The sequence below is a fragment of the Mucilaginibacter sp. 5C4 genome (genome assembly GCF_034345625.1).
Lineage (GTDB): Bacteria > Bacteroidota > Bacteroidia > Sphingobacteriales > Sphingobacteriaceae > Mucilaginibacter > Mucilaginibacter aurantiaciroseus.
The window spans coordinates 1,975,157-1,998,122 of sequence record NZ_CP133775.1 but is presented as its reverse complement, the minus strand read 5'-3'; the positions used below and the strand labels follow the sequence as shown (position 1 = coordinate 1,998,122).

General features: G+C 44.0%; 21 protein-coding genes. 6 read left to right on the top strand and 15 right to left on the bottom strand.

Going from position 1 to position 22,966, the window contains the following annotated elements; translation table 11 throughout:
• Window position 1: 1 nt before the first annotated feature.
• From RHM67_RS09450 to RHM67_RS09430, 5 genes are all read right to left on the bottom strand, one after another.
• A complete protein-coding gene (locus RHM67_RS09450) occupies window positions 2-484 on the bottom strand; it encodes a hypothetical protein (protein ID WP_322231931.1) in 483 nt (160 codons plus the stop codon).
• 10 nt (window positions 485-494) lie between these two features.
• A complete protein-coding gene (locus RHM67_RS09445; protein WP_322231929.1) occupies window positions 495-1,016 on the bottom strand; it encodes a hypothetical protein in 522 nt (173 codons plus the stop codon).
• Window positions 1,017-1,035: 19 nt separating this feature from the next.
• The gene (locus RHM67_RS09440) at window positions 1,036-2,403 is read right to left on the bottom strand and encodes a hypothetical protein (RefSeq protein ID WP_322231927.1); all 1,368 of its coding nucleotides are present in this window, start codon (window positions 2,401-2,403) and stop codon (window positions 1,036-1,038) included.
• A 596-nt stretch (window positions 2,404-2,999) separates the two neighbouring features.
• On the bottom strand, window positions 3,000-5,489 hold the full coding sequence (gene priA / locus RHM67_RS09435) for a replication restart helicase PriA (protein ID WP_322231925.1): 2,490 nt from the start codon (window positions 5,487-5,489) through the stop codon (window positions 3,000-3,002).
• A gap of 6 nt (window positions 5,490-5,495) precedes the next feature.
• Entirely contained in the window at window positions 5,496-5,882 is a 387-nt protein-coding gene (locus tag RHM67_RS09430) for a DUF423 domain-containing protein (protein ID WP_322231924.1), read from the bottom strand.
• Between the two features lie 359 nt (window positions 5,883-6,241).
• Between RHM67_RS09430 and RHM67_RS09425 the strand changes: the two genes are divergently transcribed.
• A complete protein-coding gene (locus RHM67_RS09425) occupies window positions 6,242-7,840 on the top strand; it encodes a hypothetical protein (protein ID WP_322231922.1) in 1,599 nt (532 codons plus the stop codon).
• Between the two features lie 106 nt (window positions 7,841-7,946).
• Window positions 7,947-9,395, top strand: coding sequence for a DUF5723 family protein (locus RHM67_RS09420; protein ID WP_322231921.1), 1,449 nt, complete (start codon window positions 7,947-7,949; stop codon window positions 9,393-9,395).
• On the opposite strand, the gene tsaB is transcribed toward RHM67_RS09420, so the two are convergent.
• From tsaB to rpmH, 4 genes are all read right to left on the bottom strand, one after another.
• On the bottom strand, window positions 9,392-10,075 hold the full coding sequence (tsaB, locus tag RHM67_RS09415; protein WP_322231920.1) for a tRNA (adenosine(37)-N6)-threonylcarbamoyltransferase complex dimerization subunit type 1 TsaB: 684 nt from the start codon (window positions 10,073-10,075) through the stop codon (window positions 9,392-9,394). The two genes, RHM67_RS09420 and tsaB, sit on opposite strands and share 4 nt — an antisense overlap.
• An 81-nt stretch (window positions 10,076-10,156) precedes the next feature.
• The gene (gene yidD / locus RHM67_RS09410) at window positions 10,157-10,402 is read right to left on the bottom strand and encodes a membrane protein insertion efficiency factor YidD (RefSeq protein WP_322231919.1); all 246 of its coding nucleotides are present in this window, start codon (window positions 10,400-10,402) and stop codon (window positions 10,157-10,159) included.
• Complete coding sequence (locus RHM67_RS09405) at window positions 10,399-10,782, bottom strand: ribonuclease P protein component (protein ID WP_322231917.1); 384 nt, start codon at window positions 10,780-10,782, stop codon at window positions 10,399-10,401. The genes yidD and RHM67_RS09405 overlap by 4 nt, the downstream gene beginning before the upstream one ends.
• 74 nt (window positions 10,783-10,856) lie before the next feature.
• On the bottom strand, window positions 10,857-11,015 hold the full coding sequence (gene rpmH / locus RHM67_RS09400) for a 50S ribosomal protein L34 (RefSeq protein WP_252757415.1): 159 nt from the start codon (window positions 11,013-11,015) through the stop codon (window positions 10,857-10,859).
• 138 nt (window positions 11,016-11,153) lie between these two features.
• Between rpmH and RHM67_RS09395 the strand changes: the two genes are divergently transcribed.
• Window positions 11,154-12,032 carry a ChaN family lipoprotein gene (locus RHM67_RS09395; RefSeq protein ID WP_322231916.1) on the top strand — a complete coding sequence of 293 codons (879 nt, stop codon included), beginning with the start codon at window positions 11,154-11,156 and terminating at the stop codon, window positions 12,030-12,032.
• Between the two features lie 37 nt (window positions 12,033-12,069).
• On the opposite strand, the gene RHM67_RS09390 is transcribed toward RHM67_RS09395, so the two are convergent.
• Together RHM67_RS09390 and mscL are read right to left on the bottom strand one after the other, a co-directional pair.
• Window positions 12,070-12,411 carry an MmcQ/YjbR family DNA-binding protein gene (locus RHM67_RS09390; protein WP_322231914.1) on the bottom strand — a complete coding sequence of 114 codons (342 nt, stop codon included), beginning with the start codon at window positions 12,409-12,411 and terminating at the stop codon, window positions 12,070-12,072.
• Between the two features lie 29 nt (window positions 12,412-12,440).
• Entirely contained in the window at window positions 12,441-12,830 is a 390-nt protein-coding gene (mscL, locus tag RHM67_RS09385; protein WP_322231912.1) for a large conductance mechanosensitive channel protein MscL, read from the bottom strand.
• A gap of 155 nt (window positions 12,831-12,985) precedes the next feature.
• On the opposite strand from mscL, the gene rpoN reads away from it, so the two are divergent.
• Window positions 12,986-14,458 carry an RNA polymerase factor sigma-54 gene (rpoN, locus tag RHM67_RS09380; RefSeq protein ID WP_322231911.1) on the top strand — a complete coding sequence of 491 codons (1,473 nt, stop codon included), beginning with the start codon at window positions 12,986-12,988 and terminating at the stop codon, window positions 14,456-14,458.
• Between the two features lie 237 nt (window positions 14,459-14,695).
• On the opposite strand, the gene RHM67_RS09375 is transcribed toward rpoN, so the two are convergent.
• The 4 genes from RHM67_RS09375 to RHM67_RS09360 form a co-directional block, all read right to left on the bottom strand.
• Complete coding sequence (locus tag RHM67_RS09375; RefSeq protein WP_322232183.1) at window positions 14,696-14,818, bottom strand: four helix bundle protein; 123 nt, start codon at window positions 14,816-14,818, stop codon at window positions 14,696-14,698.
• Between the two features lie 159 nt (window positions 14,819-14,977).
• Window positions 14,978-15,994: a type IX secretion system membrane protein PorP/SprF gene (locus RHM67_RS09370; protein ID WP_322231909.1), complete on the bottom strand. Its 1,017-nt coding sequence runs from the start codon at window positions 15,992-15,994 to the stop codon at window positions 14,978-14,980.
• Window positions 15,994-18,723, bottom strand: a complete 2,730-nt coding sequence (locus tag RHM67_RS09365) for a gliding motility-associated C-terminal domain-containing protein (RefSeq protein WP_322231908.1) — start codon at window positions 18,721-18,723, stop codon at window positions 15,994-15,996. The genes RHM67_RS09370 and RHM67_RS09365 overlap by 1 nt, the downstream gene beginning before the upstream one ends.
• Before the next feature lie 132 nt (window positions 18,724-18,855).
• Complete coding sequence (locus RHM67_RS09360) at window positions 18,856-19,560, bottom strand: NUDIX hydrolase (RefSeq protein WP_322231907.1); 705 nt, start codon at window positions 19,558-19,560, stop codon at window positions 18,856-18,858.
• Window positions 19,561-19,708: 148 nt separating this feature from the next.
• On the opposite strand from RHM67_RS09360, the gene RHM67_RS09355 reads away from it, so the two are divergent.
• Both RHM67_RS09355 and RHM67_RS09350 read left to right on the top strand, forming a co-directional pair.
• A complete protein-coding gene (locus tag RHM67_RS09355) occupies window positions 19,709-20,398 on the top strand; it encodes an ABC transporter ATP-binding protein (protein ID WP_322231906.1) in 690 nt (229 codons plus the stop codon).
• The gene (locus RHM67_RS09350) at window positions 20,391-22,958 is read left to right on the top strand and encodes an ABC transporter permease (protein ID WP_322231905.1); all 2,568 of its coding nucleotides are present in this window, start codon (window positions 20,391-20,393) and stop codon (window positions 22,956-22,958) included. Before RHM67_RS09355 ends, RHM67_RS09350 begins: the two co-directional genes overlap by 8 nt.
• Window positions 22,959-22,966: the final 8 nt, after the last annotated feature.

Here is a 22,966-nt window from a genome sequence, read left to right as displayed (position 1 = left end):
ATTAATTTCTCAAAATGCCGTCGGCGATCATTTTCTCTTTAAGTGCAGGCCTGCTGATCTTGATCACATAGCCGGTGCTTTGTGCTACTTCTTTAACTTTTTGCTGGTTTTTTGCTTTTTGACCTGCGCGCTCCTCTATATAAAGCGCGAAGGTTTTGTAAGACGACGTAAAGAAGTTGTTGAAGTACGCCTCATTGTTTGCCTGCACATTCGGTTCATTCAGGATAGGTTTCACATCGCAATCGGGTTTCCCCTCTCGCAAACCGTTGAACAGCACTTCGCGAATGGCTGCTTTTTTGGCTTCTTCAATAGCATCCTGTTTATTACGCAGGCCCGAAAAGGCCAGCACCTGTTGCGAGCCATCAAAGCCAACGCCAAGGCATTCAGTTTTGTAGGTGTAGCTGCTGTTCAGCTTTTTTTGCTCTGCGCAACTGCTAAATGCAAGCAAGGCGGCAAGGCTTATGTATAGTAAATTTTTCTTCATGATGGTTAATTTAAAAGCCTGCACTTAATGATCTAATGATGCCGGCATCTTCCAGATCTTTACGTAGCAGGGCCACGTTTACAGATACCAGCACACCTGTTTTATATTGTTTGCCTACCTTCATGCGGTCTTCGGCAGCAATAGCGCCATCGCTTGATAACGAAACAAACTTTTGGTATTTGCCACCATCAGCAAAGAACGCTTTGAACCATTCGTCTTTCTCCTGCTCTAAATTTGAATTAGTGGTTAACGGTGGTTTGCCCAAAATCCCCTGCTCGCCGGCGAAGCCTTTAAATATTATGCCATGTACGGCATTCTTTTTGGCCTGCTCAATAGCCACATTAGGCTTTTTTGAGTACGACCACACTTTTAATAAGTAAGTACCCTGCATGCCTGTGCCCGCTACTTCCAGTTCGTAACGCCAGGCTTCTGTAGCAGCGTTAGCCTTTTTGTCTGTTTGCGCGTTAACGGTGGTCGAAAAGCCCGTTATCAGCAGCACTAACATCACCCAAATTGTACTATGTTTTTTCATTGTTTATATGGTTTAGTATTTATTTTATTTGCCTTAAAAGCATGCCCGCGTAAAATTTACCGCCACCCTTAAAGTAGGTACGGTCAATAACCGGTTTGTCTTTATCTTTTTTGTCCTTGTCCTTATTATCGCCTGTTGATACTTCTTCGCCCGCGTTGAAACGGTTATCCCAGATCTGTTTTTTATCTACCGTAACGGTACCTTTTTTGACGTAAGCGGTAAGCCCGGTCTTAGGATCTACGGTTTGCTCAAGCACCTCAAATTTCTCCCCGCCTTCAAGCCCTTCCTTCATACCAATTTTGGCGGTAACCGGCTCGCCCGAGTAGATCGGCGTTTTTGGTTTAAATACCTCGTAAGTTTTTTGCAGCTTGGCAAAAACATGCTCTACGTTACGCACGGTAGCCAATTCTACTACCTGGTCTTCGGTACGGGTTTCTTTTAGAGAGAAGGTTACCAAACTGCTTGATTTTTCGCTGCCGATGTACTGCATCTGGAACAGGTTACTGTTATCAAAAGCGGCAATACGTTTTTTATCTATTTTGGCGCCCTTATCTATCCACATATCATTATAGAAAATAGCGGCTGTAGAGTCGTTCCATTTAAGCTTGTACAGGTAAGAGGTTGTCCAAACCGAGTAACCCTCTTTTGCTTTGTTATAAGCCATGTCAAGCAGTTTGTAGGCGGCTGGCTGGAACATGGCAGGCAAACTACCTGCTTTTAATTTAGCCACCTCACGTATTGCTGCCGCAATAGGCTCATTACTAATAAATTTAAGTTTGGTTAACACCACAAAGGTGTTGCCTATTAATTCTTCACCGGCATCAGATAGCGACGATGTGCCCCTCGCGCTGCTTTTGGCTATATTGGCCTGCATTTCGGTAGCGTCGTAAGAGCCACGCTCGCCTACCAGTTTCATATCAAACGAACCATCTGCCTGCCTGTTAAACCATTTGGCAACAAGCTGATTAGCTATTTTATTATCTTTTACAATTTTATCGGTCACGATCGGCATATCGCCGGCATCCTTATCAACAATACCGGCGGTAGCGCCCGATAACAAGTTTGCACCAAATGCCGACATACCTGTCTTTTTGGTACCGGCGGTTACTTTTTCGGCATCGGTTAGCAGGTACGATGTTGGGTTTACGCCCTTAACAGCAATTTCGTGGTTGTTATATTTATCGGGAAATGGCGCCTCGTGATAGGCTTTTATCACCACATCTTTACGCGGGAAATCTTCCGACTCCAGCAGGATAAGGTGCAGCGAACTCCTGCGGTACTTTAATTCGGTAGATTGGGTTGCAGCAGCCGGTGTTTGAGCATTTGCCGCAAGGTTTAAACCTAAAAACAGGTTTAATACAAGTGCAAGTTTAATTGTAGGTTTCATGATTGGTTGTGAGTGTACGTTAAATATCTTGTGAGCTAATTTTCAATAGTTCGGTTATTAATAACCGGTTACTTATTAAGCTTAAAAGTAGGTGCAATTGGTTTTTGGCAACCGAGTTATAACCCCGTTTATTTAGGGTGTTTTAACCCGATAGGATATTAAAAATTCAGCCAATATTTATTCATATATTATATAATAATATCCTGCTGAAATTTCAATAATTGTTTAACCTATCTTTTTAGAAAATACGGATTACCACTCAAGCGGTTTATTTTAACATACTGGCATTTTGCCCTGGGGGGAATACGGCGAAGAATAAGCTTCGTATTAATAGCTTCATTAAGGCTTTAAGTTGCGATAAATATAAAATCATTTAGTAGTATGAACAATAGGTGCACACACTAACGCATAAAAACACCCAATAGCAGGTAGATAAATCAGCCTTCTATCGGGTGCGGTTATCACAAAATAAATTTCGTAAACCTTTAATTACTTCATATATTTTTTTTAGATAATATATTTCATATCTATCACTAATAAATAAACCATACTTAAATCGTTTTTTATTAAAAAAATCAAATAAACTTTAAATATCCCTAATAAGGGTCAACATCCGGCTGGACAACGCTGCCTTTGCTCAGTTTGGTGGTTTGGAACTGTGTAATTACATCCCTGATGATGGCTTTTGCCTTAACGATAGAAATGGTGTCGCGCTCGAATTTGAGCATGATAGATTTGATATAATAATTGCGGATGCGGTTGATGAGTGGAGCCTCGGGACCAATCACCCTATCGCCAAAATGCTTGTGCAGTTCATTGGCCATGTACTCGGCCTGGTTGTAAAGTATCTCGGGGTTTTTATGCTTCAGATCCATGCTGATGATACGGAAGTACGGCGGGTATTTAAAGCTTTTCCGCTCTTCCATTTCGGTAAAGTACAGGTCGTTATAATCGCTCTCTATCACCTGCTTTATTACCCGGTGATTAGGGTCATAAGTTTGAATCACCACCTTGCCCTGTTTACCCCTACGCCCTGCCCTGCCGCTTACCTGCGAAAGCATCTGGTAGCTGCGCTCGTTAGCGCGGTAATCGGGATATTTAAGTAAGCTATCGGCATTAATGATACCGATAACCGTAACATCGGCAAAATCCAAACCCTTGGCAACCATTTGGGTACCTATCAGTATATCTATCTTTTTCTCCTCCAGGTTATTCAGGATGATTTGCAGGGAGTTGCGCGACCGGGTGGTATCCAGGTCCATCCGTGCCAGGCGAACGTTTGGCATCAATACAGATAGCTCGTCCTCCACCTTTTCGGTACCAAAACCCTTATATTCTAAATGGGTAGAGCCACACGCCGGGCAAATGGTTGGGGTATCTTCTTTATAGCCGCAGTAGTGGCAATGTAGCTTATGGGTATGTTTGTGGTAGGTTAGACTAACATCACAGTTAATACATTTTGGCGTGTATGCGCAAACCTTACACATCAGCACCGGCGCATATCCACGGCGGTTTTGGAACAATATCACCTGCTCCTTATTATCTAAGGCCAGCTGCATATCCTGCATCAGCACGCTACTAAAGTGCGACTGCATGGTTTTGCGTTTGGTTTCTTCAGAGATGCTTACCACCTCTATTAGCGGCAACTCCACACCGCCGTATCGCTCCATCAACTCCACCAAACCATATTTATGCACACGGGCATTATAATAGGTCTCGAACGATGGCGTAGCCGAACCTAACAGCACCTTGCCCTTATATATATTAGCCAGGTAAATGGCGGCGTCGCGGGCGTTATAGCGTGGTGCCGGGTCGTATTGTTTGTAGGAGGTTTCGTGTTCTTCATCAACGATAATTAACCCCAGATCGTTAAACGGAAGGAATACCGATGAACGAGCGCCAAGCACAACCTTGTAATCGCCGTTTAATACTTTCTGCCAAACCTCTACCCGTTCGTTATCATTAAAACGGGAGTGGTAAACACCAATTGTGCCGCCAAAGTAAACCCGCAGGCGTTCTATAATGTGGGTGGTCAAGGCTATCTCGGGCAACAGGTAAAGCACCTGCCTGCCGCCGGCTACCATCTCTTCTATCAGTTTGATGTAGATCTGCGTTTTGCCTGACGAGGTTACGCCATGTAGCAGCACCACATCTTTTTCTAAAAATTGCTCCTGCGTTTGGGCAAGGGCAATTTCCTGCGCAGGGCTTAATATAAAATTGCTTAGCTGGTCTTCATCCTCATCATACCCCAACCTGCTTACCGTTTTATCCTCGGCAATAAAAACGTCTTTTTCTATCAGCGATTTAATACTGGTATCGCCGCTGCCGCTTGCCTCTATCAGTTCGCTTTTAGATATAGTCTTTTGCTGGCGCGATAATTTGATAAAAGCAAGTACCGCATCCGCCTGTTTTGGGGCGCGTTTCTCCAGAATACCAAAGAGTTCTTTCAGCGCGTCCTGGTTATGGTAGGCCGGGTTAAGGGTTAAGTAAGTACGTTTGCGGGGTTTGTACCGTTCGCTCACTTCCTCGGATATAGTGATGATGTTTTTCTCGAACAGGGTTTTTAGGATAGGCATCACTGTTTTTTGCCCCAGCAGCTTGGCAATATCGCTGATGGTTAGCTCGGGTTGGATGTCCAGCGCCTCGGTGATCAGGTACTCTTTATCGTTAAGCGTTGCTTTATCATACTCAAAATCCTTATTGAGCATAATTTTAGTTTCGCTGGCCAATTTCAATGCCGATGGCAGGGCGGCGTTCATCACCTCGCCCTCGTTGCACATGTAGTATTCGGCTATCCAGTTCCAGAATTGTAGCTGACGCGGGGTAACCACGGGCTGGTCGTCCAGTATATCAATAATGTATTTGGCTTCGTACTTTTCGGGCGCGTGTTCCGTTATATTGGCTACAACAGCGGTGTACAATTTGCTTTTACCAAACTGCACCACCACCCTCTTGCCAACAACAATGGCGTTGTTAAGCTCGTAGGGTACTCGATAAGTATAGTTGCGGCTTATGGCCAAAGGTAAAACCACCTCAACAAAAAGGGTTTTACGATTAGCTTGTAAACCATCGGCAAATTCTAACATGGGCAATTATTTGTTTCTGAAAGCAGCGAAAGCTAAAAAGATCCATCCTATGATGAACAGCAAACCACCAATTGGCGTAATGGGGCCTAATACTGCCAGGCCCGGCATATTCAACAGATCGCGACAGGCTAATAAATATAACGAGCCCGAGAAAAATACGATACCAAAGGTAAACAGGTAATAAGTGCTTACAATTACCTTGTTTTTGAAACGGGTAAAGGTAGACAGGAATAGCAAAGCGAACACGTGGTAAAACTGGTATTGTACAGCGGTTTGCCAAACTTCCAGCCGTTGGGCTGATAACGAGGCTTTTAGGGCGTGGGCACCAAAAGCACCGGCAATTACGGCCAATGCACCCAGTAGCGATGCTGTAATTATTATTTGTTTGTTCATGGAAGATATAAAAGGCTAAGTTAACTAAATGAGATGAAAGGCGAAAGGTGCAGGGAAATCGCTTTTAAAATAACTGCATAGTAAATTGGGGCTAAAGCCGCCTTTTGTACCTTACCTACCGCCCCATAAATGCGGCGGCAATTAATATTCAGCTTTTTAAGCTGGCTCAACCATCAATCATTGCCATTGGGCTTCAGCCAACGGTTAAATTGGGAGGAGGCGATCAAGGCTTTAGCCAAAAATATTCGTAGATTTTTGGCTAAAGCGATTTCTTATTGCTTGATCGCTAAATCAATATCCCGATAACTATCGGGACAATAAATAATTAATAACTCCTACCTTGCACACGCAAATACGGAATGAAACGACTGATAGTTATTACTTTAATTTTAATTGCCGCAACAGCATATATAACCGTTAAGTATTTTAAAAACTTAAACACATCGGGTATGCATGCCGGCAACATTATGCGCACCATTCCTGATGGCGCCGCCCTGGTGTTTGAATTTACCAACGAGAAAAGCTTTTACGATATCTACAACGGCAATACACTGTTGCATAACCTGATGGGCGAGGATAAAATGAACGAGCTGGATACCGTGCGCAATGTACTGTTCAACAACGCGGCACTTAGTTCATTTTTTACCGGGCGCAACGTATTTGTATCGGTACATCCATCGCAAAGCACACAGGTAGACCTGCTGCTAACGGCATCTACAGCAAAAGATATTGACCTTAACGAATTTGACAAACTGGCTAAACAGCAAAAAACAGGGATGCTGATAACGCCCCTTAAAATTGGCGAGAAGCGCGGATATAATATCTACTTCAACTCGCTTAAAAAACGGTTCTATATTATTAATATAGACGCTAATATTTACTCGGGGAGTTTTTCTAAAGACCTGATCACACAAACGGCAAACTATAAACCCGACAGGGATAAACACGCCTTTATGCTGCTGCCAGATCAGCAGAACTCAAACTCGCTGGCTAACCTATATATCAATTACGAGCACCTTGGCCCGCTTTTTAACCAGCTCTTTCAAAATAGCAATACCGATATTTTTAAACCCTTCAGGCTGTTACCTGCACTGGCCGCGCTAAACCTTAATTTTAAGAATGATGCCGTGATGTTTAGCGGCTATACTAATATTGAGACCCAAAGGCCCGGCACTTACTTAAACGTATTTACCAACCAGCAACCGGTGGTAAACGAACTGAAAGACCTTTACCCATACACAACGGCATACGCCACAAATTTTGCCGTGTCTGACCCGGCAAGATTTGCTACCGACCTATCCGATTTCCAAAATAAAGCAGGTTTACAAAAAGAGAAAGACGCGCTATTCAGCAAGATCAAAGCCGAGACAGGCATTAACCTCAATGCCGAGTTTGCAAAACTGTTGGGTAACGAGTTTGCCGTAGCAACCACCCGCTACCAGGAAAAGTTAGCTATAGTCACGGTAAAAAACGGCTCTAAACTGAGGCCATTTATGACTAACATAAGCACTATGGCGCGCGACGATGTGGGGCAGTTCAACTATAACAAACTTCCATTTTTTTTATTGGGCGATGCTTTTAACGCTTTCAAAAAACCATACTTCCGTATTATTGATAATTACCTGATCCTGGCTAACAGCACCAAAGAGCTGGAGAGTTATAACGACATCTACCTTAACCGCAAGTTTTTGAACAAAACGGAGCAATACGTAAAATTTGATAATTTATTAGCCGAAAAAAGTAACGTTGCTTTTTTTATTCACTTTAAAAACGCGCAGCAAATATTAAAGGATGGTTTAAAAGATGAGTTTTATCTTGCTTATAAAAACAATTCATTATCCATAAAGAATTTTTACGGCGCATCTTACCAATTTGCCGCAACCGACAAAAATTTCTATACCAATTTTTGTTTGTTACAAAACCAACCGGATAGCACTGTTAGTAAAAAAAACAACTAAAACACAACCAAAAACGCCATATTTACGTTAATTACCCTAATATTAGCCAAGGGTTAAACAGGCTATAAAAACAAAGCAAATACAACCCCTGGCATTGCGACTGTGTATGAAGAATATTTTACTGGCTTTTTGTTTCCTTTTTATATCACTTGCATCTTTTGGCCAGCAATTTTCGCAGTACAATACAGGTACTTTGTATGACGCATTCGAAAACCCTTCGCAGGCATCTTTTATCCCTGATAGCAGCAGGCAGTTTGCCTTCAATTTTTTTATCCCCAACTTCAACAGCAATCTTTATGTAACCGGCAATGGCCAGGTACCGTTAAAAAGCCGCGCCTTTTTAGGCAAATACGTAGGCGCAGGCTTAACACTTGGCGAAGGGAAATTTAGCCGCGCCAATATCAGCGCAAACGTTTATTCGTTAATGTTTAGATCTTTCAGGAGTTTAGATGGCGACCAGGAGGTTGGTTTTTCGATACAAACAAGGGCTGAAGGACGTGGCATTTTCACAGACGAAAGCCTGCTTTTACTGAATAGCAGTTCGCGCTTTACGAACCCCTCTTATGACGAACTTTTTAACAACAGCTACACCTACCAAACATACCACCAGTTTAGCGCCACCTATCGCGAAAAGGTGAGCAAAACCTTCTCTTTTGGTGTTAAGTTAAGTGCCTTACTTGGGATACAATACCAGCAATTACAAATTGACCACTCAAATATTGATTTTAACAGGGCTGCCGACCAGGCCGATTTGACCTTACAAGGTAAATACCGCATTAATTTTACCCCCGGCCAATTTGTTGCACGCGACATTTTACCATCCTTTAGAAGCCCCGGTGCTTCCATCAGCCTTGGTTCAACCATCCGCACGCGCGATAACTTCAACATTCAGTTTAACGTTAAAGACCTTGGTTTTATCCACTGGTATAGTAAATCGACCACCAGCAACTTCAACACAACCCGTACAATCCAAAACATAAGCGGCAGCCGCAGGGAAGATAATTTATATGCTAACACCTTTTCCATCATTCGTTCCGGTGATACACAGGGCTCATATGTTACACCCACCAACGGTAAAATTGAGTTAAGCGCCAACAAATCGTACTGGTTTAATTATGACCGCAAATTAAAATATTCGCCCACGCTGATCCTGCAAAAGGAGATATTTTACGATAGCTACACCGCCGCTTTAGTTAACCCTTTCCAATATAATAACCTGGTAGGTACCTTAACTACATCGGTTAATAACTATGGCTTGTTTAACGCGGGCTTGCAGTTTATGGTAAAAACGCCTAATGTAGAGTTTTATATAGGCAGCGATAGGGTGATAGAAACCGCCAATTTATTCAGGGCGGGAGTTGGCAAAAGCGATTCGCAGATAAATAAAAATTCGGCGTTTACCGGTGCCGATTTCTTTTTGGGCTTCTCGCTTAAATTTGGCAATGTGATAGAACACCCAACAAATGCCAACTTTATCCCGATGGGCGAAAAACCCGGGCTATTTAAACGCATATGGAACAGTGTATTCCACCGTAACGATGATGACGGAACCTAAGCCCCGGCTTTTTTTCCGGCAATAAAATCTTTCAGGTAATAAGGCTCAAAGTAAGCCACATCCACAAAATCGGCGCGGTTAAATTTGGCTAAAGCAATTTGAGTAAGATGCTTCGCAGAGTTTGCAAAGCCTGGCAGGAACTGCGCGTTAGGGTTATCGCTCAAAGCCTCTTTACACTTATCGGCACCATCGCCAAAAAACAATACTTTATTTTCTGATAAAATATCTGCAAAGCTGTTCGCATCAATGATCTCGGCAGCGGTAGGTTTTACAATTCTTCCCGCCTGGTTGAATATGGCGGTGTAAACTTCCATACGGCGGGCATCAATCATAGGGCATAACAGCAAATCGCTTTCAATAGCATTACCTGCTACTACTCCCGTAGCCATAGCAGCCAAAGTTTCTACCGATATCAACGGCTTATCTAAAGCGAAGCACAGGCCTTTAGCGGTAGATACACCAATACGCAAGCCTGTATAAGAACCTGGCCCACAGCTTACGGCAATAGCATCCAAGTCGGCATAAGCAACGTTGCTTTGCGCCAGTATCTCATCAATATAAACCGTAATAACCTCTGCGTGGATGTTACGCTGGTCTATCTCCTTAAAAGCCAATACCTGCCCCCGGTTGGCCAAAGCTACCGAGCATGATGTTGTCGCTGTTTCTATCTGTAATATCATTTTGTAAATTCAAAATTAAAAAGTCAAAATTAAAAAAAGCTGCAAATCATAATTTTCGACTTTTAACTTTTGAATTTTGACTTAATCGGGTACCGGGTCGTGCCCGTGGCCACCCCATGGGTTGCAGCTGGCTATACGTTTTAGGGTTAACCATCCGCCTTTAAACGGCCCATGCTTTTTAATTGCTTCGATACCGTATTGCGAACATGTAGGTGTATACCGGCAGGCATTAGGCAAAATGGGCGATATTAGATATTGGTAGATCTTGATCAGCAATAAAAATAAGCCGCCTATGATGCGCTTATTGATATCCCACAAAAATTTCATTTAATAGCCTCCCCTGCAAGCTGATTCAATAGCTTGATCATTTTCTTCTCAAAAAGATCGTATGGGGAAATTTCTTTACCAATATAACTAATGGAAAGCACAAGCTTTTTACCGGCACCGTCTAACACATCGTAAAGCAGGGATTGTTTGCTGAGGCGATAAGCCTCGCGCATGCGGCGTTTAACCAGGTTACGGTCTACCGCGCGTTTATAACGCTTCTTGGCTACAGAAAATACAATCTGCACGGGGAACTGCTGCTCACCATCGGTAAGCGCCCATGAAGCTCTGAAAGGATAACATAAAAAAGAAGAACCGTTATGAAAAAGACCGTCGATAAGCTTTTTATTACATAACCGTTCTTCTTTTTTAAAAGTATACATAGTTGCTGATGCTGAACCGAAAATATGTTTACACAAGCGGGTCAGCCCCTTTTACAAGGAGTAAACAACCAGAATTATGCTTTGTGGCTGCGCTCGTCAGAAACAGATAATTTTTTTCTGCCTTTTGCTCTTCTTGCTGCCAATATCCTTCTGCCGTTAGCAGTTGACATACGCTCACGGAAACCGTGTTTATTTCTTCTTTTCCTTTGTGAGGGCTGAAACGTTCTTTTCATGATATATTATTCTATTATTCTTATCGTCCTTTTTAAAAACAAGAGCGCAAATGTAGCCTTTTTTTTAGTTTTTTCAAATAGTAATGTTGTATTTTGATTCTCGATATTTATCAACTTATTAACATACCTAACCACGCTATGAAATTTACAGCCGCTTTACTCCTGCTTTTACTCCCTGCAATTGCCTTTTGCCAGGACCCAATGGCGCAAAATTACAAAATATATAATACTGCCAAACAGCGCTTAGCAACCGCCGATGAAATTATTGCCGACCTTGACAAGGCCGACGTGCTATTCTTCGGTGAAGAGCACAATGACAGCACCGGGCATTATCTCGAAAGCCTGCTTTTTAAAAAAATAGCTGATAAATATCCCGGCAAGGCAGGTTTATCTATGGAAATGTTCCAAACGGATTGCCAAACGGTGCTTAACGAATACCTGGCAGACCAGATCCGCGAGAAGAATTTAATTACCGAGGGCCGCGCCTGGCAGAACTATAAAGATTATCGCCCCATGATAGAAACGGCCAAAGCGGGCCATATCCCTGTGGTTGCGGCCAACGCCCCTACCCGCTACACCAATATGGTTACCCGCGGCGGTTTAAGCAGCCTGGATAAGCTTAGTCCGGCAGCTAAGGGTTGGTTAGCCCCTTTACCAATCGATACCGCTACAGGCCCTTATTACGAAAAATTTGTAACCATTATGGGCGGACATAGCGCTATGGGTAATTTAAAGATCTACCAATCGCAAAACGTTTGGGATGCCACCATGGGCTGGAACATCGCCCAGTTCCTGAAAGCGCACAATGGGTATAAAGTATTCCAGGTGAATGGTGGTTTCCACAGCGAGGAAAAGCTGGGTACGGCGGCACAACTAAAAAAGTATCTGCCTAAAGTTAAGATACTAAATATACAAGCCTATGCCGATGACAGCTTCGATAACCCCGACTGGAACAAGTTCACCAAACTGGGCGATTATGTGATACTGACGAACCCGAAACTGGCGAAGACGTTTTAGTCCATAGTTCAACTACCAGGAAAGGTTTTGATTTATTTTACTCAAAACTTACAAGCGCGGCTAAATGCCTGGGGGCTATTTCGCAGTAGGCGGCTTTGAGGATCCCGGTGAGTATTTCTTCTTTTATGGCTTGCAGGTTGATGTGTGCCCACCCTTGTTTGCCCCATTTGTTGGGTACGGGGTAGATAACCGTGCTATCAAACGTGCAAAAAATATCCTGCTCGGCCGGTGATAGCTTTATAGTCGCCCTGCTATGCTCGGGTACCGCCGTTGCAAAGATCTTTTTGTATACACGGAAGGAAGTTTTTTCGAAGTGAGGGTATTCGGCAACCTCAGGTAACGAAAGGGCTATCTGGCGCAGTTTTTCTACAACGTTCATAAGCTCTTTCGCTACCTTAAGTCTATTTTTTATGCTTTCTTAGCCAAAATATCCCTAATCTCTCCAAGTAAAACTTCTTCTTTAGATGGCACCGGCTCTACCGTTGGTGCAACTTCTTCTTTTTTCTTGAACCTGTTTATGGCAGTTATAATAATGAACAGCGAAAGGGCTATGATAATAAAAGAGATAACCTGTGATAAAAAGTTACCGTACTTAATAGCCGTGCCGGGTATTTTCAGGGCGCTTAGGTCGGAGAGGTTAGCTGCATTTAAAGCAGGCTTTAGCACCGCGGGGGTAATAATATCCTCTACCAGCGATTTTACAATCGCGCTAAATGCCGCACCTATTACTACCGCTACAGCCAGATCCAATACGTTACCTTTTACGGCAAATTCCTTAAACTCTTTTACAAATCCCATAATGTTTAATTGTTGTGTAATTAAAGTTAGCAAAAAAACTAATGTACGTCCAAACAAAATTCCCGCAAATGCATTTTTAGAACGTAAATACGCCTGTTACAAGTAATTTTTAAACTTTAAGGTAATTGGTGTATTTTTGGCCTCGTCTACCCACTATGCTTAAACAAAACCTTCAACAGAAACTTTTACAAAAACTCTCGCCGCAGCAAATACAATTTATAAAATTGTTGCAGGTGCCTACCGTATCTTTAGATACCCGTATTAAAGAAGAACTGGAAGAGAACCCTGCCTTGGAAGACCTTAGTTTAACCATTAGCGAACCAGAAGAACAATACCCCGACCGCGACCCTGACGAAGACACCTACAAAGGCGAAGAAGACCAGGGCCCCATGGATGAGTTTAATATAGACGATTACCTGCAAGACGATAACGTAAACGATTACGGCAGCCGATACGACCAAAATGGTGATGATGAGGATGAGCGTAAAGAGATCCCTATTGCCGTGCAAAGTTCCTTTTTTGAGAGCCTGCAGGCACAGCTTGATCTACTGCCCGTATCTAATAAAGACTTTAGCATAGGCAAGCAAATTATAGGCAGCTTGGATGATGATGGTTACCTGCGCAGGCCGATTATGTCGTTAACCGACGACCTGGCTTTTTCGCAGAACGTTATTGCCGAGGATGAAGAAGTGGAGGACATGCTTAAAGTGATCCAAAGTTTTGACCCCGCCGGTGTTGGCGCGCGCAGTTTGCAGGAATGCCTACTGATCCAACTCCGTAAAAAAGACCCTAACGACCCTATCATCCGCAAAGCGATGCTGGTGGTTGAGAACTACCTGGACGAGTTTACCCGCAAGCATTACGACAAACTGGAGAAATCATTAAACATGAACTCTATCGAGCTGCGTGGTGTGGTGAACGAGATACTGAAGCTTAACCCAAAACCGGGCGATAGTAATGAGGTAAGCACCAAGCAAATGCAGGTGATCCCCGATTTTCATATCAAGAACAATGATGGTGTCCTGATCCTGACCCTAAACTCTAAGAACGCGCCCGAACTGAAGGTGAGCCGCTCTTACCAGGAGATGTTTCAGCATTACGACAAGGCATCGCAAAAAGATAAAAAACTGAAAGAGGCTGTACAGTTTGTAAAGCAAAAGCTCGATTCGGCAAAGTGGTTCATAGATGCTATTAAACAGCGCCAGCAAACCCTGCTGAAAACCATGAACGCCATTATGCAGTACCAGTACGATTTCTTTTTGACCGGTGATGACAAGAACCTGAAACCGATGATCCTGAAAGATATTGCCGACCGTATTGGCATGGATATATCTACCGTATCGCGCGTGGCTAACTCTAAATATGTACAAACCGAGTTTGGCACGTTCCTGCTAAAATCGTTCTTCAGCGAGGCCATCCAAACCGAAAGCGGTGAAGAAGTATCAAACAAAGAGGTTAAGAAGATATTGGAAGAGCACATAGGCAGGGAAGACAAACGCCACCCGCTGGCCGATGAAAAACTGACCGACATACTAAAAGAAGCCGGCTACAACATTGCCCGCCGCACCGTTGCCAAATATCGCGAACAAATGAACATCCCGGTAGCAAGGTTGAGGAAAGAGCTATAGGTTAGTTCATGGTTGATGGTTCATAGATCATGGTAGCTGCCTTATTTTACGAAGAGCTTTTAGTTAATGGTTCAGGATAGTTGCTTTATTAAAAGAGCTCATAGTTCGCAATAGCTGCCTTACTTAAGCGAATTTCGTAAAGCGGTTATCATTTTCACCAAACTTTCGTAATCTGTATACAGCTTCCGAAGCTATCATCAGATATATATCCTCTTTTTCTAATAATAAACAGACAACTCACCACTTCGATGGGTGATCGTAACGAGTATCCAAGAACCACTTTAAATACCGCTTTGCTTTGCTTTGCCCGGTAGATCCTTCCGCGATATTCAGCACTACGGAGTCAGCTGCTCTTTTTATTTGAGATGTAATAATGTAAATTTCCTCTTTGGGGATAATTTAGTAAGCTGATTTATCTCCTCACAGAGATCTAAGCCCCTCTGCCAAACTTGCAAATCCTCAAACCTAAATGCCATTTAATTTCTTTTTTAACTATGATACATCAACCATTAACTAAACTCACCACCCGTGCTGCGGGCTGGTTAACTTGTATATATTATTCAGCATAAGGCCTATAACAATTTCATGCGAGCCATTACTTACGGTGCGCAGGGCAGATGTTGTGGCATCGTAAGAGTAACTTACGTTGATGAACGAGTTGAGGTTAAAGCCCGCCAGGATCCCAAACGAATCATCCTTACGGTACGAGCCACCAAACCAAAACCTATCGCGAAAGGAGAGTTTTGCATTTATATCAAACGTGGTTGGTGCAGGCTGTATAAATTTGATGAGTGCTGATGGTAAAAAGCTTACATCATCAGACAAATAAAACTTATAGCCGGCAGTTGCAAAATAATGCGGCACGGTTTTGCTTAGGTTTTGCCCGTTATTGGTAGATATATATTGGTTTTGTGGCAAAATTTGTTGTGCAGATATACCAAAGAAATAGTTTGACGAATACGCCCAGATACCTATGGCAGCATCGGGTTTCCACTTATTGTTTTCCAGGTCCCTTAAAACTGGGTCGTCAGGGTTTTCGAAAGTAAGTTCGGATGTGTTTAGGTGCAGGTGATTAGCCCCGGCAGACACCCCTACCGCTAAGTTCAATTTTTCGGTGATACCTAAGTGGTAGGCATAAGTTGCCATGATGTTGGTTTGGTCAATTGGCCCGGACTTATCAGTAATTAACGAAAAGCCGATACCGTGGTGCGGTTCGGCCGCGCGATACTCCGAAGTATACAACCGGCTGTAAGGGCTATCGCCACCCGACGGGAACGACGCCGCGTCGCCCCGGGTAAAATCGCTGCCCAATGGTGCGTTTATGGTAAAATATGCGGTGGTAGGCGCACCCTGCAAGCCTGTCCACTGGCTGCGGTATCCTAACTTTACATCGGTGTAATTTTCAATACCGGCAACCGCGGGGTTAAGCAAATAGTTATTAAAAATATATTGGGTGTACTGAGGTTTTTGCTGCGCATAGGCAAATATGCCCATGCATAACATTACACCTGTAAAAAGTAAAGTTCTCTTTAACATTATTTAATAATTGTGACACTGCCGGAAACAACGTTACGGCCGTTTTTAGGGTTTATGATATAATAGTAAGTACCGGTTGGCAATGCCGAACCGCGGAACCTTCCGTCCCAGGGCGATGCATAACCAACAGACGAATATACCTTTTCTCCTTGTCTGTTGTACACATCAACTGTATTTCCGGGGTAAGTATCTAAATATTTAATTCCCCAAGTATCGTTTATACCATCGCCGTTGGGTGAAAATGCGGATACGATCACAGGCTTTTTAAGCACTTTTATAAATACATCATCATATGCAACACAGCCTTTGGCCGTTGTAACGGTAAGTGTATAAGTAGTATTATCTATAGCAGAACATACAGGGTTTAAAACGTTGGCATTATCTAACCCTGCCGACGGTGCCCATTGGTAGGATAACCCTTCGCCCGTTACTACGGGCTTGATCACAACACTTTCGCCCTCAAGCAAGGGGATAAAATCGCCCGCATCTACAGTTGGTAAAGGGTTAACCACAATATCCTGCGTAACGGTTACATCGCAACCATTCGTGGCTACAAAATGGTAGGCTATGGTAAAGGTACCGGCACCGGACACTGCCGGGTCGAACACACCTTTATCGGCGTCGGTTACGCCCGGCCCGCTAAACGTGCCCTTGCCTGGAAAACCCTTATCATTTTTAGTTATCTGTACCTTACCGGCATCCCGGCACATGGGGGCTACCTGGGTAATTTCAACAGATGGGCTGCCTAAAATGGTAATCGCCCTTTCTTTACCGTTCTCACAAACTGATCCTTCGCCTGTATATACGATCATCTTTATTATGTAGTTAGTTGATGTTACCGAGTAATCATAAGTATGATGATAGTTTTTATCCGCAGGGATATTGGCAGGGGTATACAATTCAAATATTTCGGGATGGTTGATATAATCCCACCATAGTTTTATTTGTGTTACGCTCGCGGGGTCAACAACCGATTCATCGTGTACGGTTATATCTGTGGCGCTACATCGGTTATCACTGGGTTTAAAGTCGGTTTTTGCAAAATCGGCAATATTAAAATCAAAATCAATGTCCTTTGATGTGCCACAATCGTCAAGCGCAGCGGGGTTAACAACCGTGGCGGTATAGTTATAATTCCCTTTGATAAAAGGTGGCAGCACGCCCCGGTATTGGTACCGGTAAAGTGTTGTTCCATCCTTTACAAAAGTGGTAAACGCGGGGTTAGTTGTAATTTTCGCCGGAGATCCGTCATTAAAATTCCAGGTTATGCTTGTGCTTATATAGGGTAATACCATCTGTAATTTATATACCACTCCCGTACATCCATTTACCTGCCCGGCATTAGTTTGTGGGTTATCCAACTCAATATACTCATTAAGATTTTTGAGGTTTGTACCTGCCGAATATCCATAAGATTCTTTGTCTCCAAACCCATAAGCAATGGCATTAAAACCATCTTCGGCAGCAAGGGTGTGTGTGCCTTCGCCAACCGGAATTTGCGCGTAGGCATATCCAGCCCCGTTCAAGATTTCTATAAAGGCAGTATAAGGCTGGCCATCGAGCTTAAAGGTGGGGGTTTTATCAGACCGCATCACTACGTTAATAAAATGCTTGAGGATATTGTAATGCCCGGTTGAGTAAAGGGTAACATGGTTGATGGTTTGCTCAACAGGGTTTAGGTAGATCATCTCGGGGTCGCCTACATCCCGGGGATCAAACTGGCAGCCGGGTGCCAGCGTTTTACCTTGTGTAACGGCATATTGTATTACCTGAACAGGTTTATCGGCCTTAATAATATTGGTAATATTGGATGAAAATTCGTAAACATTATTGCTTTGTAAACTCCCCGGCGGGATTGGGTTCCCATTAACGGTGACCGTAGTATTTGGATCGCTCAGCACCACCCGGAATATATCGTAGTTGCGGCTTTTAAGCGGAACGGTTATATAATTTTTACCCCACGAAGCTGTTGGATAAACCTGCTGGAAAAGGTTATCGGATGTTTTGTTGTTGTCATCGCAACCTATAAATATTTTTGTACTGCCCGAGAATACAGCTATCTTTTTACACTTCTGCGTGCCCGAGCTTATGCTGGCAATTTTCGTGTTCGTAAGATCGGTAAAAGACAATCCCTGGTATACCTCGCCTTTATTTAATGTTATCGTAAATGGCATACCGGCAACCTGGCCATCCACCAGCTTGGCCGACGGTGTAATTTCTACCGTGGTGTTATCTCCGGTACCTATCACCATAAAGGTAGAAAACGTATTCACTTGGGCGTTTGAACGCTGGGTGTAATTTAATGAGTAATAACTTTTACCCAATACGGCAACGGGTAACAAAAGTGTCGCGCCGGATACGGCATTGGCAAATATATGAGCAAAAATAGCGATCTTTTTTCCTGAAGTGATGTGGATCCCCTGAAGGCTTTTGCCCTGATTTTGAATAAATGCTTCATCCCGGGGGACATTTATTTCGGTTACCTGGTTAGGTAAAACAGGCCTAATAATGGCCGGGAAACTACCATTCGCGATCTCAACCGTAACTGTCGTTGCTTCGTCGGCCGTAACGTAAAGCGCCATTTTGCTTGGCCCGTTATCTTCCGAGTGCGACATATAAGCCGTCCAAAATTCTCTCCCCTGGCTTGATGTGCTTTGGGCAAGGCCTAAAAAACTGCAGCAAACAAAAAAGAATGTTATTAAAACACCAAATGCCTTTACCCTATTCACTTTAATAACCGGTTATAATTAGCCCTGCCTGTTTGGTACGCAAACAAGTGCATTAAATGTAAGCAGTTTTATTGTAAACCTAAATAAATCTGCCTGTTATGTTTTGTAAAAAGGCTGGGTAGTTAATTAACCTTAAAAGAATTTATCGGGGTTTGGCACCAGGTTCAGGAACTTTTCAAACTTTTTCTCGTAGTTAGATTGATCCAGCTGGTAATAAAACGCCCCTTTTTTTGATGATTGCTTATCCTTTTCGGCAAGTTTAACCAGCAGGCCGGTAGATAGCAGCTTGCGGCTAAAGTTGCGGTCGTCAAACTCGGTTTGGTAAACGCCTTCGTACAAGGCCTGTAATTGCGGGATGGTAAAACGCTCTGGCAGTAATTGAAAAAGTATGGGGTGCAGCGCGGCTTTGTAGCGTAATTGCTTTTTGGCGATGGCTACCATTTCTGCATGGTCAAACACAAGGTCGGGCATTTCGTTGAGCAGGAACCACTCGGGGTGGTTGGCGTTGGTAAGTTGTTTTTCGTATTTCTGGATATCTATTAGCGCGAAGTAAGCTACAGACAGCGTACGCTCCACCGGGTCGCGGTCGGGTTTGCCAAATACGCGGAATTGCTCCATGTACACATTTTTTAACCCGGTACGTTCTTCTAATACACGGTTGGCAGCGTCTTCGGGGCTCTCGGATGGGTTCATGAAACCGCCCATGAGGCTCCATTTTCCTTTTTCGGGGGCGATATCACGTTCTACCAGTAACAATTTAATGTTCCAGCCATCAAAACCAAATATAATACAGTCGACAGCAACTAAAATGCGTTGTTGCCCGGGATATTCTTGCATGTGCATACGTTATTCTACAATTGTAAAAAATATTCGGCATTTTAAAAAAACTAAACTAATGTAATGCTTGTGTAAGTAAACACTTTACAAACTGCCGTTATAAATTATTCTTTGTTATTTAATCCTTTATATAAATACAGCACCCATTTTGGAAACCATATTAAACATATCAAACCTAAACAAAACTTATAAGAGCGCGGGGCGCGAATTAACAGTTTTAGATAATATAAATTTCAGCATAGGCGCAGGCTCTACCAACGCCATTGTAGGCCCCTCGGGCAGCGGCAAAACCACCCTGCTTGGCCTTTGCGCCGGGTTAGACAGCGCCACCAGCGGCATTGTTGAACTCAGCGGCATCAGCTTTACAAACCTGAGCGAAGACAAACGCGCGCAGGTACGTAACCAGTACGTAGGTTTCATTTTCCAGAACTTTCAATTGCTGCCTACGTTAACAGCTTTGGAAAACGTGATGGTTCCCTTGGAACTGCGCGGCGAGAAGAACATTAAAGCACGCTCACTTGACCTGCTTGATAAAGTAGGCCTTGCCGACCGCGGGCACCACTACCCTGCCCAGTTATCGGGCGGCGAGCAGCAAAGGGTATCGCTGGCAAGGGCATTCTCTAATTCGCCAAAGATCCTGTTTGCTGATGAACCTACCGGGAATTTGGATGCCGAAACCAGCGAGAAGGTGGTAAAGCTCATCTTCGATTTGAACCGCGAGGCGGGCACAACGCTTGTTTTGGTAACGCACGATCTGGAACTGGCGGCTAAAACGCAGCGCATCATCAAAATTAAGGGTGGCAAATTGGTTGCCGATGACAAAACCGGTAATGAATAACGCACCCATGGACAATTTCAATTTTAAAAGGAAGATAAACTTTGCCTGGCTGTTTAAAATGGCCCTCCGCGATAGCCGCCGCAACCGCTCGCGCCTGCTACTGTTTATCTCATCGATAGTGTTTGGGATAGCAGCTTTGGTGGCTATCTACTCGTTCAGGTATAATATCCAGAATGATATTAATGAGCAGGCGGCTACTTTAATTGGGGCCGACCTTACCATCAGCGGCAATAAGGAACCCGACGATAAGCTGCAAAAGGTATTAGACAAACTTGGTGACGACCGCTCGCAGGAACGCAGTTTCCCCTCGATGGTGCTGTTCCCCAAAACATTTTCGACCAGGCTGGTACAGGTAAAGGCTTTGGCGGGTAAATTCCCCTATTATGGCGATCTGGAAACCACGCCGGTGCAGGCAGGGCGTTCATTCAAAACCGGCAAGTACGCTTTGGTTGATAAAACGCTGATGCTGCAGTTTAACGCCAAAGTAGGCGATTCGGTAAAAGTGGGTAACCAAACCTTTGCCATTGCAGGTGTACTGAACAAAGCGCCGGGCCAAACGGGCATCGCGGCAAGTATTGCTCCGCTGGTTTACATCCCGATGCAGTATTTAGATAAAACAGGCCTGATCACCGTTGGCAGCCGCATCAACTACAGTTACTATTACAAGTTCGGCAATAAAACCGATGTAGAAAAACTGGCCAAAGGCATGGAAACCCAACTGGACAAGGCCGGCTTTAATTACGATACCATTGAAGGCAAAAAAGAAGGCACCAGCCGCTCGTTCGCCGATCTATCGAGGTTCTTGTCGTTGGTAGGCTTTATTGCCTTGCTACTGGGCTGCGTGGGCGTGGCAAGTGCTATTAATATCTATATCCGCGAGAAGATCCGTTCCATTGCCATTATGCGCTGTATGGGTGTAAAAGCTTCGGAGGCATTTTTGATCTACCTCATCCAGATAACAGGCATTGGGCTGATAGGCTCTGTGGCCGGGGCTATTTTAGGTACAGCAATCCAGCATTTGCTGCCACTGGTTTTAAAAGATTTCCTGCCGATCACCATATCGGTAAGTATTTCGTGGCTGGCTATCGGGCAGGGTATTTTGTTGGGGCTCATTATCTCCATCCTGTTCGCCTTGCTGCCGCTGATCTCTATCCGCAATATCTCACCGCTAAACACATTAAGGCTTTCATTTGATGATACCACCACCATCCGCGACCCGTTGCGCTGGTTGGTTTATATTTTGGTGGTGCTGTTCATCACCTCGTTCGCTTACCTGCAAATTGGCAACTGGATGGGCGCGGTATTTTTCACTATTGGTATCGCAGTAGCATTTTTGATCTTGACGGTCATCGCCTGGCTGCTCATCCGGTTTACAAGGGTTTTGGTGATGAGCAGTTGGAGTTACATTTGGCGACAGGGCTTTGCCAATTTGTATCGTCCAAATAATCAAACCATCATTTTAACGGTTTCCATCGGTTTAAGCACGGCATTTATCGCTACGCTGTTCCTCATCCAGCAATTGCTTATTGGGCAGGTAACGCTTTCAGCGGGCGATAACCAGTCGAACATGATCTTGTTTGATATCCAAACCGCGCAGCAAAAAGCCGTTGCCGATCTTACCCGGAAACAAGGCCTGCCGGTTTTATCACAGGTGCCTATCATTACCATGCGGCTGGAAAAAGTGAACGGCAAAACCGCCGCTGACGCCAAAAAGGACAGCACCCTTCGCATTGCCGAACGGGCCTATACCTACGAATACCGCGTTACTTATCGCGATTCCATCACCAATTCAGAAAAAATAACCAGCGGCAAATGGGCGGGCAAAGCCCAACCCGGCAAAGACATCCCGGTTTCTGCCGAAGAACGTTTCGCGCAGCGCATTAATGCCAAGGTTGGCGATAAACTGGTTTTTAATGTTCAGGGCGTAATGATGAATACCTACATCAGCAGCATCCGCAAGGTAAACTGGAACAAAGTTTCCACAAACTTCCAGGTAGTATTCCCAACCGGGGTTTTGGAGGATGCACCGCAGATTCACGTGTTGCTTACCCATGTGCCAAACAATACCGTATCTGCCAAATACCAGCAGGCAGTAGTGAAACAGTTTCCCAACGTTTCTATTATCGACCTTGGCTTGATCCTAAACGTGCTGGATGAATTGCTTGGCAAAATTGGCTATGTTATCAAATTCATGAGTGGGTTTAGCATCATTACGGGTATTATCGTATTAATCTCGTCCGTCCGTATCAGCAAATACCAGCGCATCCAGGAGAGTGTTTTACTGCGCACCCTTGGTGGCAGCCGTAAACAGATCCTCGCGATAACAGCTTTAGAATACCTGTTCCTTGGCGCATTATCTGCCCTAACGGGTATCGTGATCGCCATTGGCGGCAGCTGGCTCTTGGCTAAATACACCTTTGATATGCCTTACGCCGTTAACTTTTTACCGGTGATAGCCATCTTTTTAATCATTACTTTGTTAACGGTTATTATAGGCCTGCTAAACAGTCGCGGTATTTTAAACAAACCGCCGCTGGAAATTTTGCGGTCGAACTCATAAAAATAATT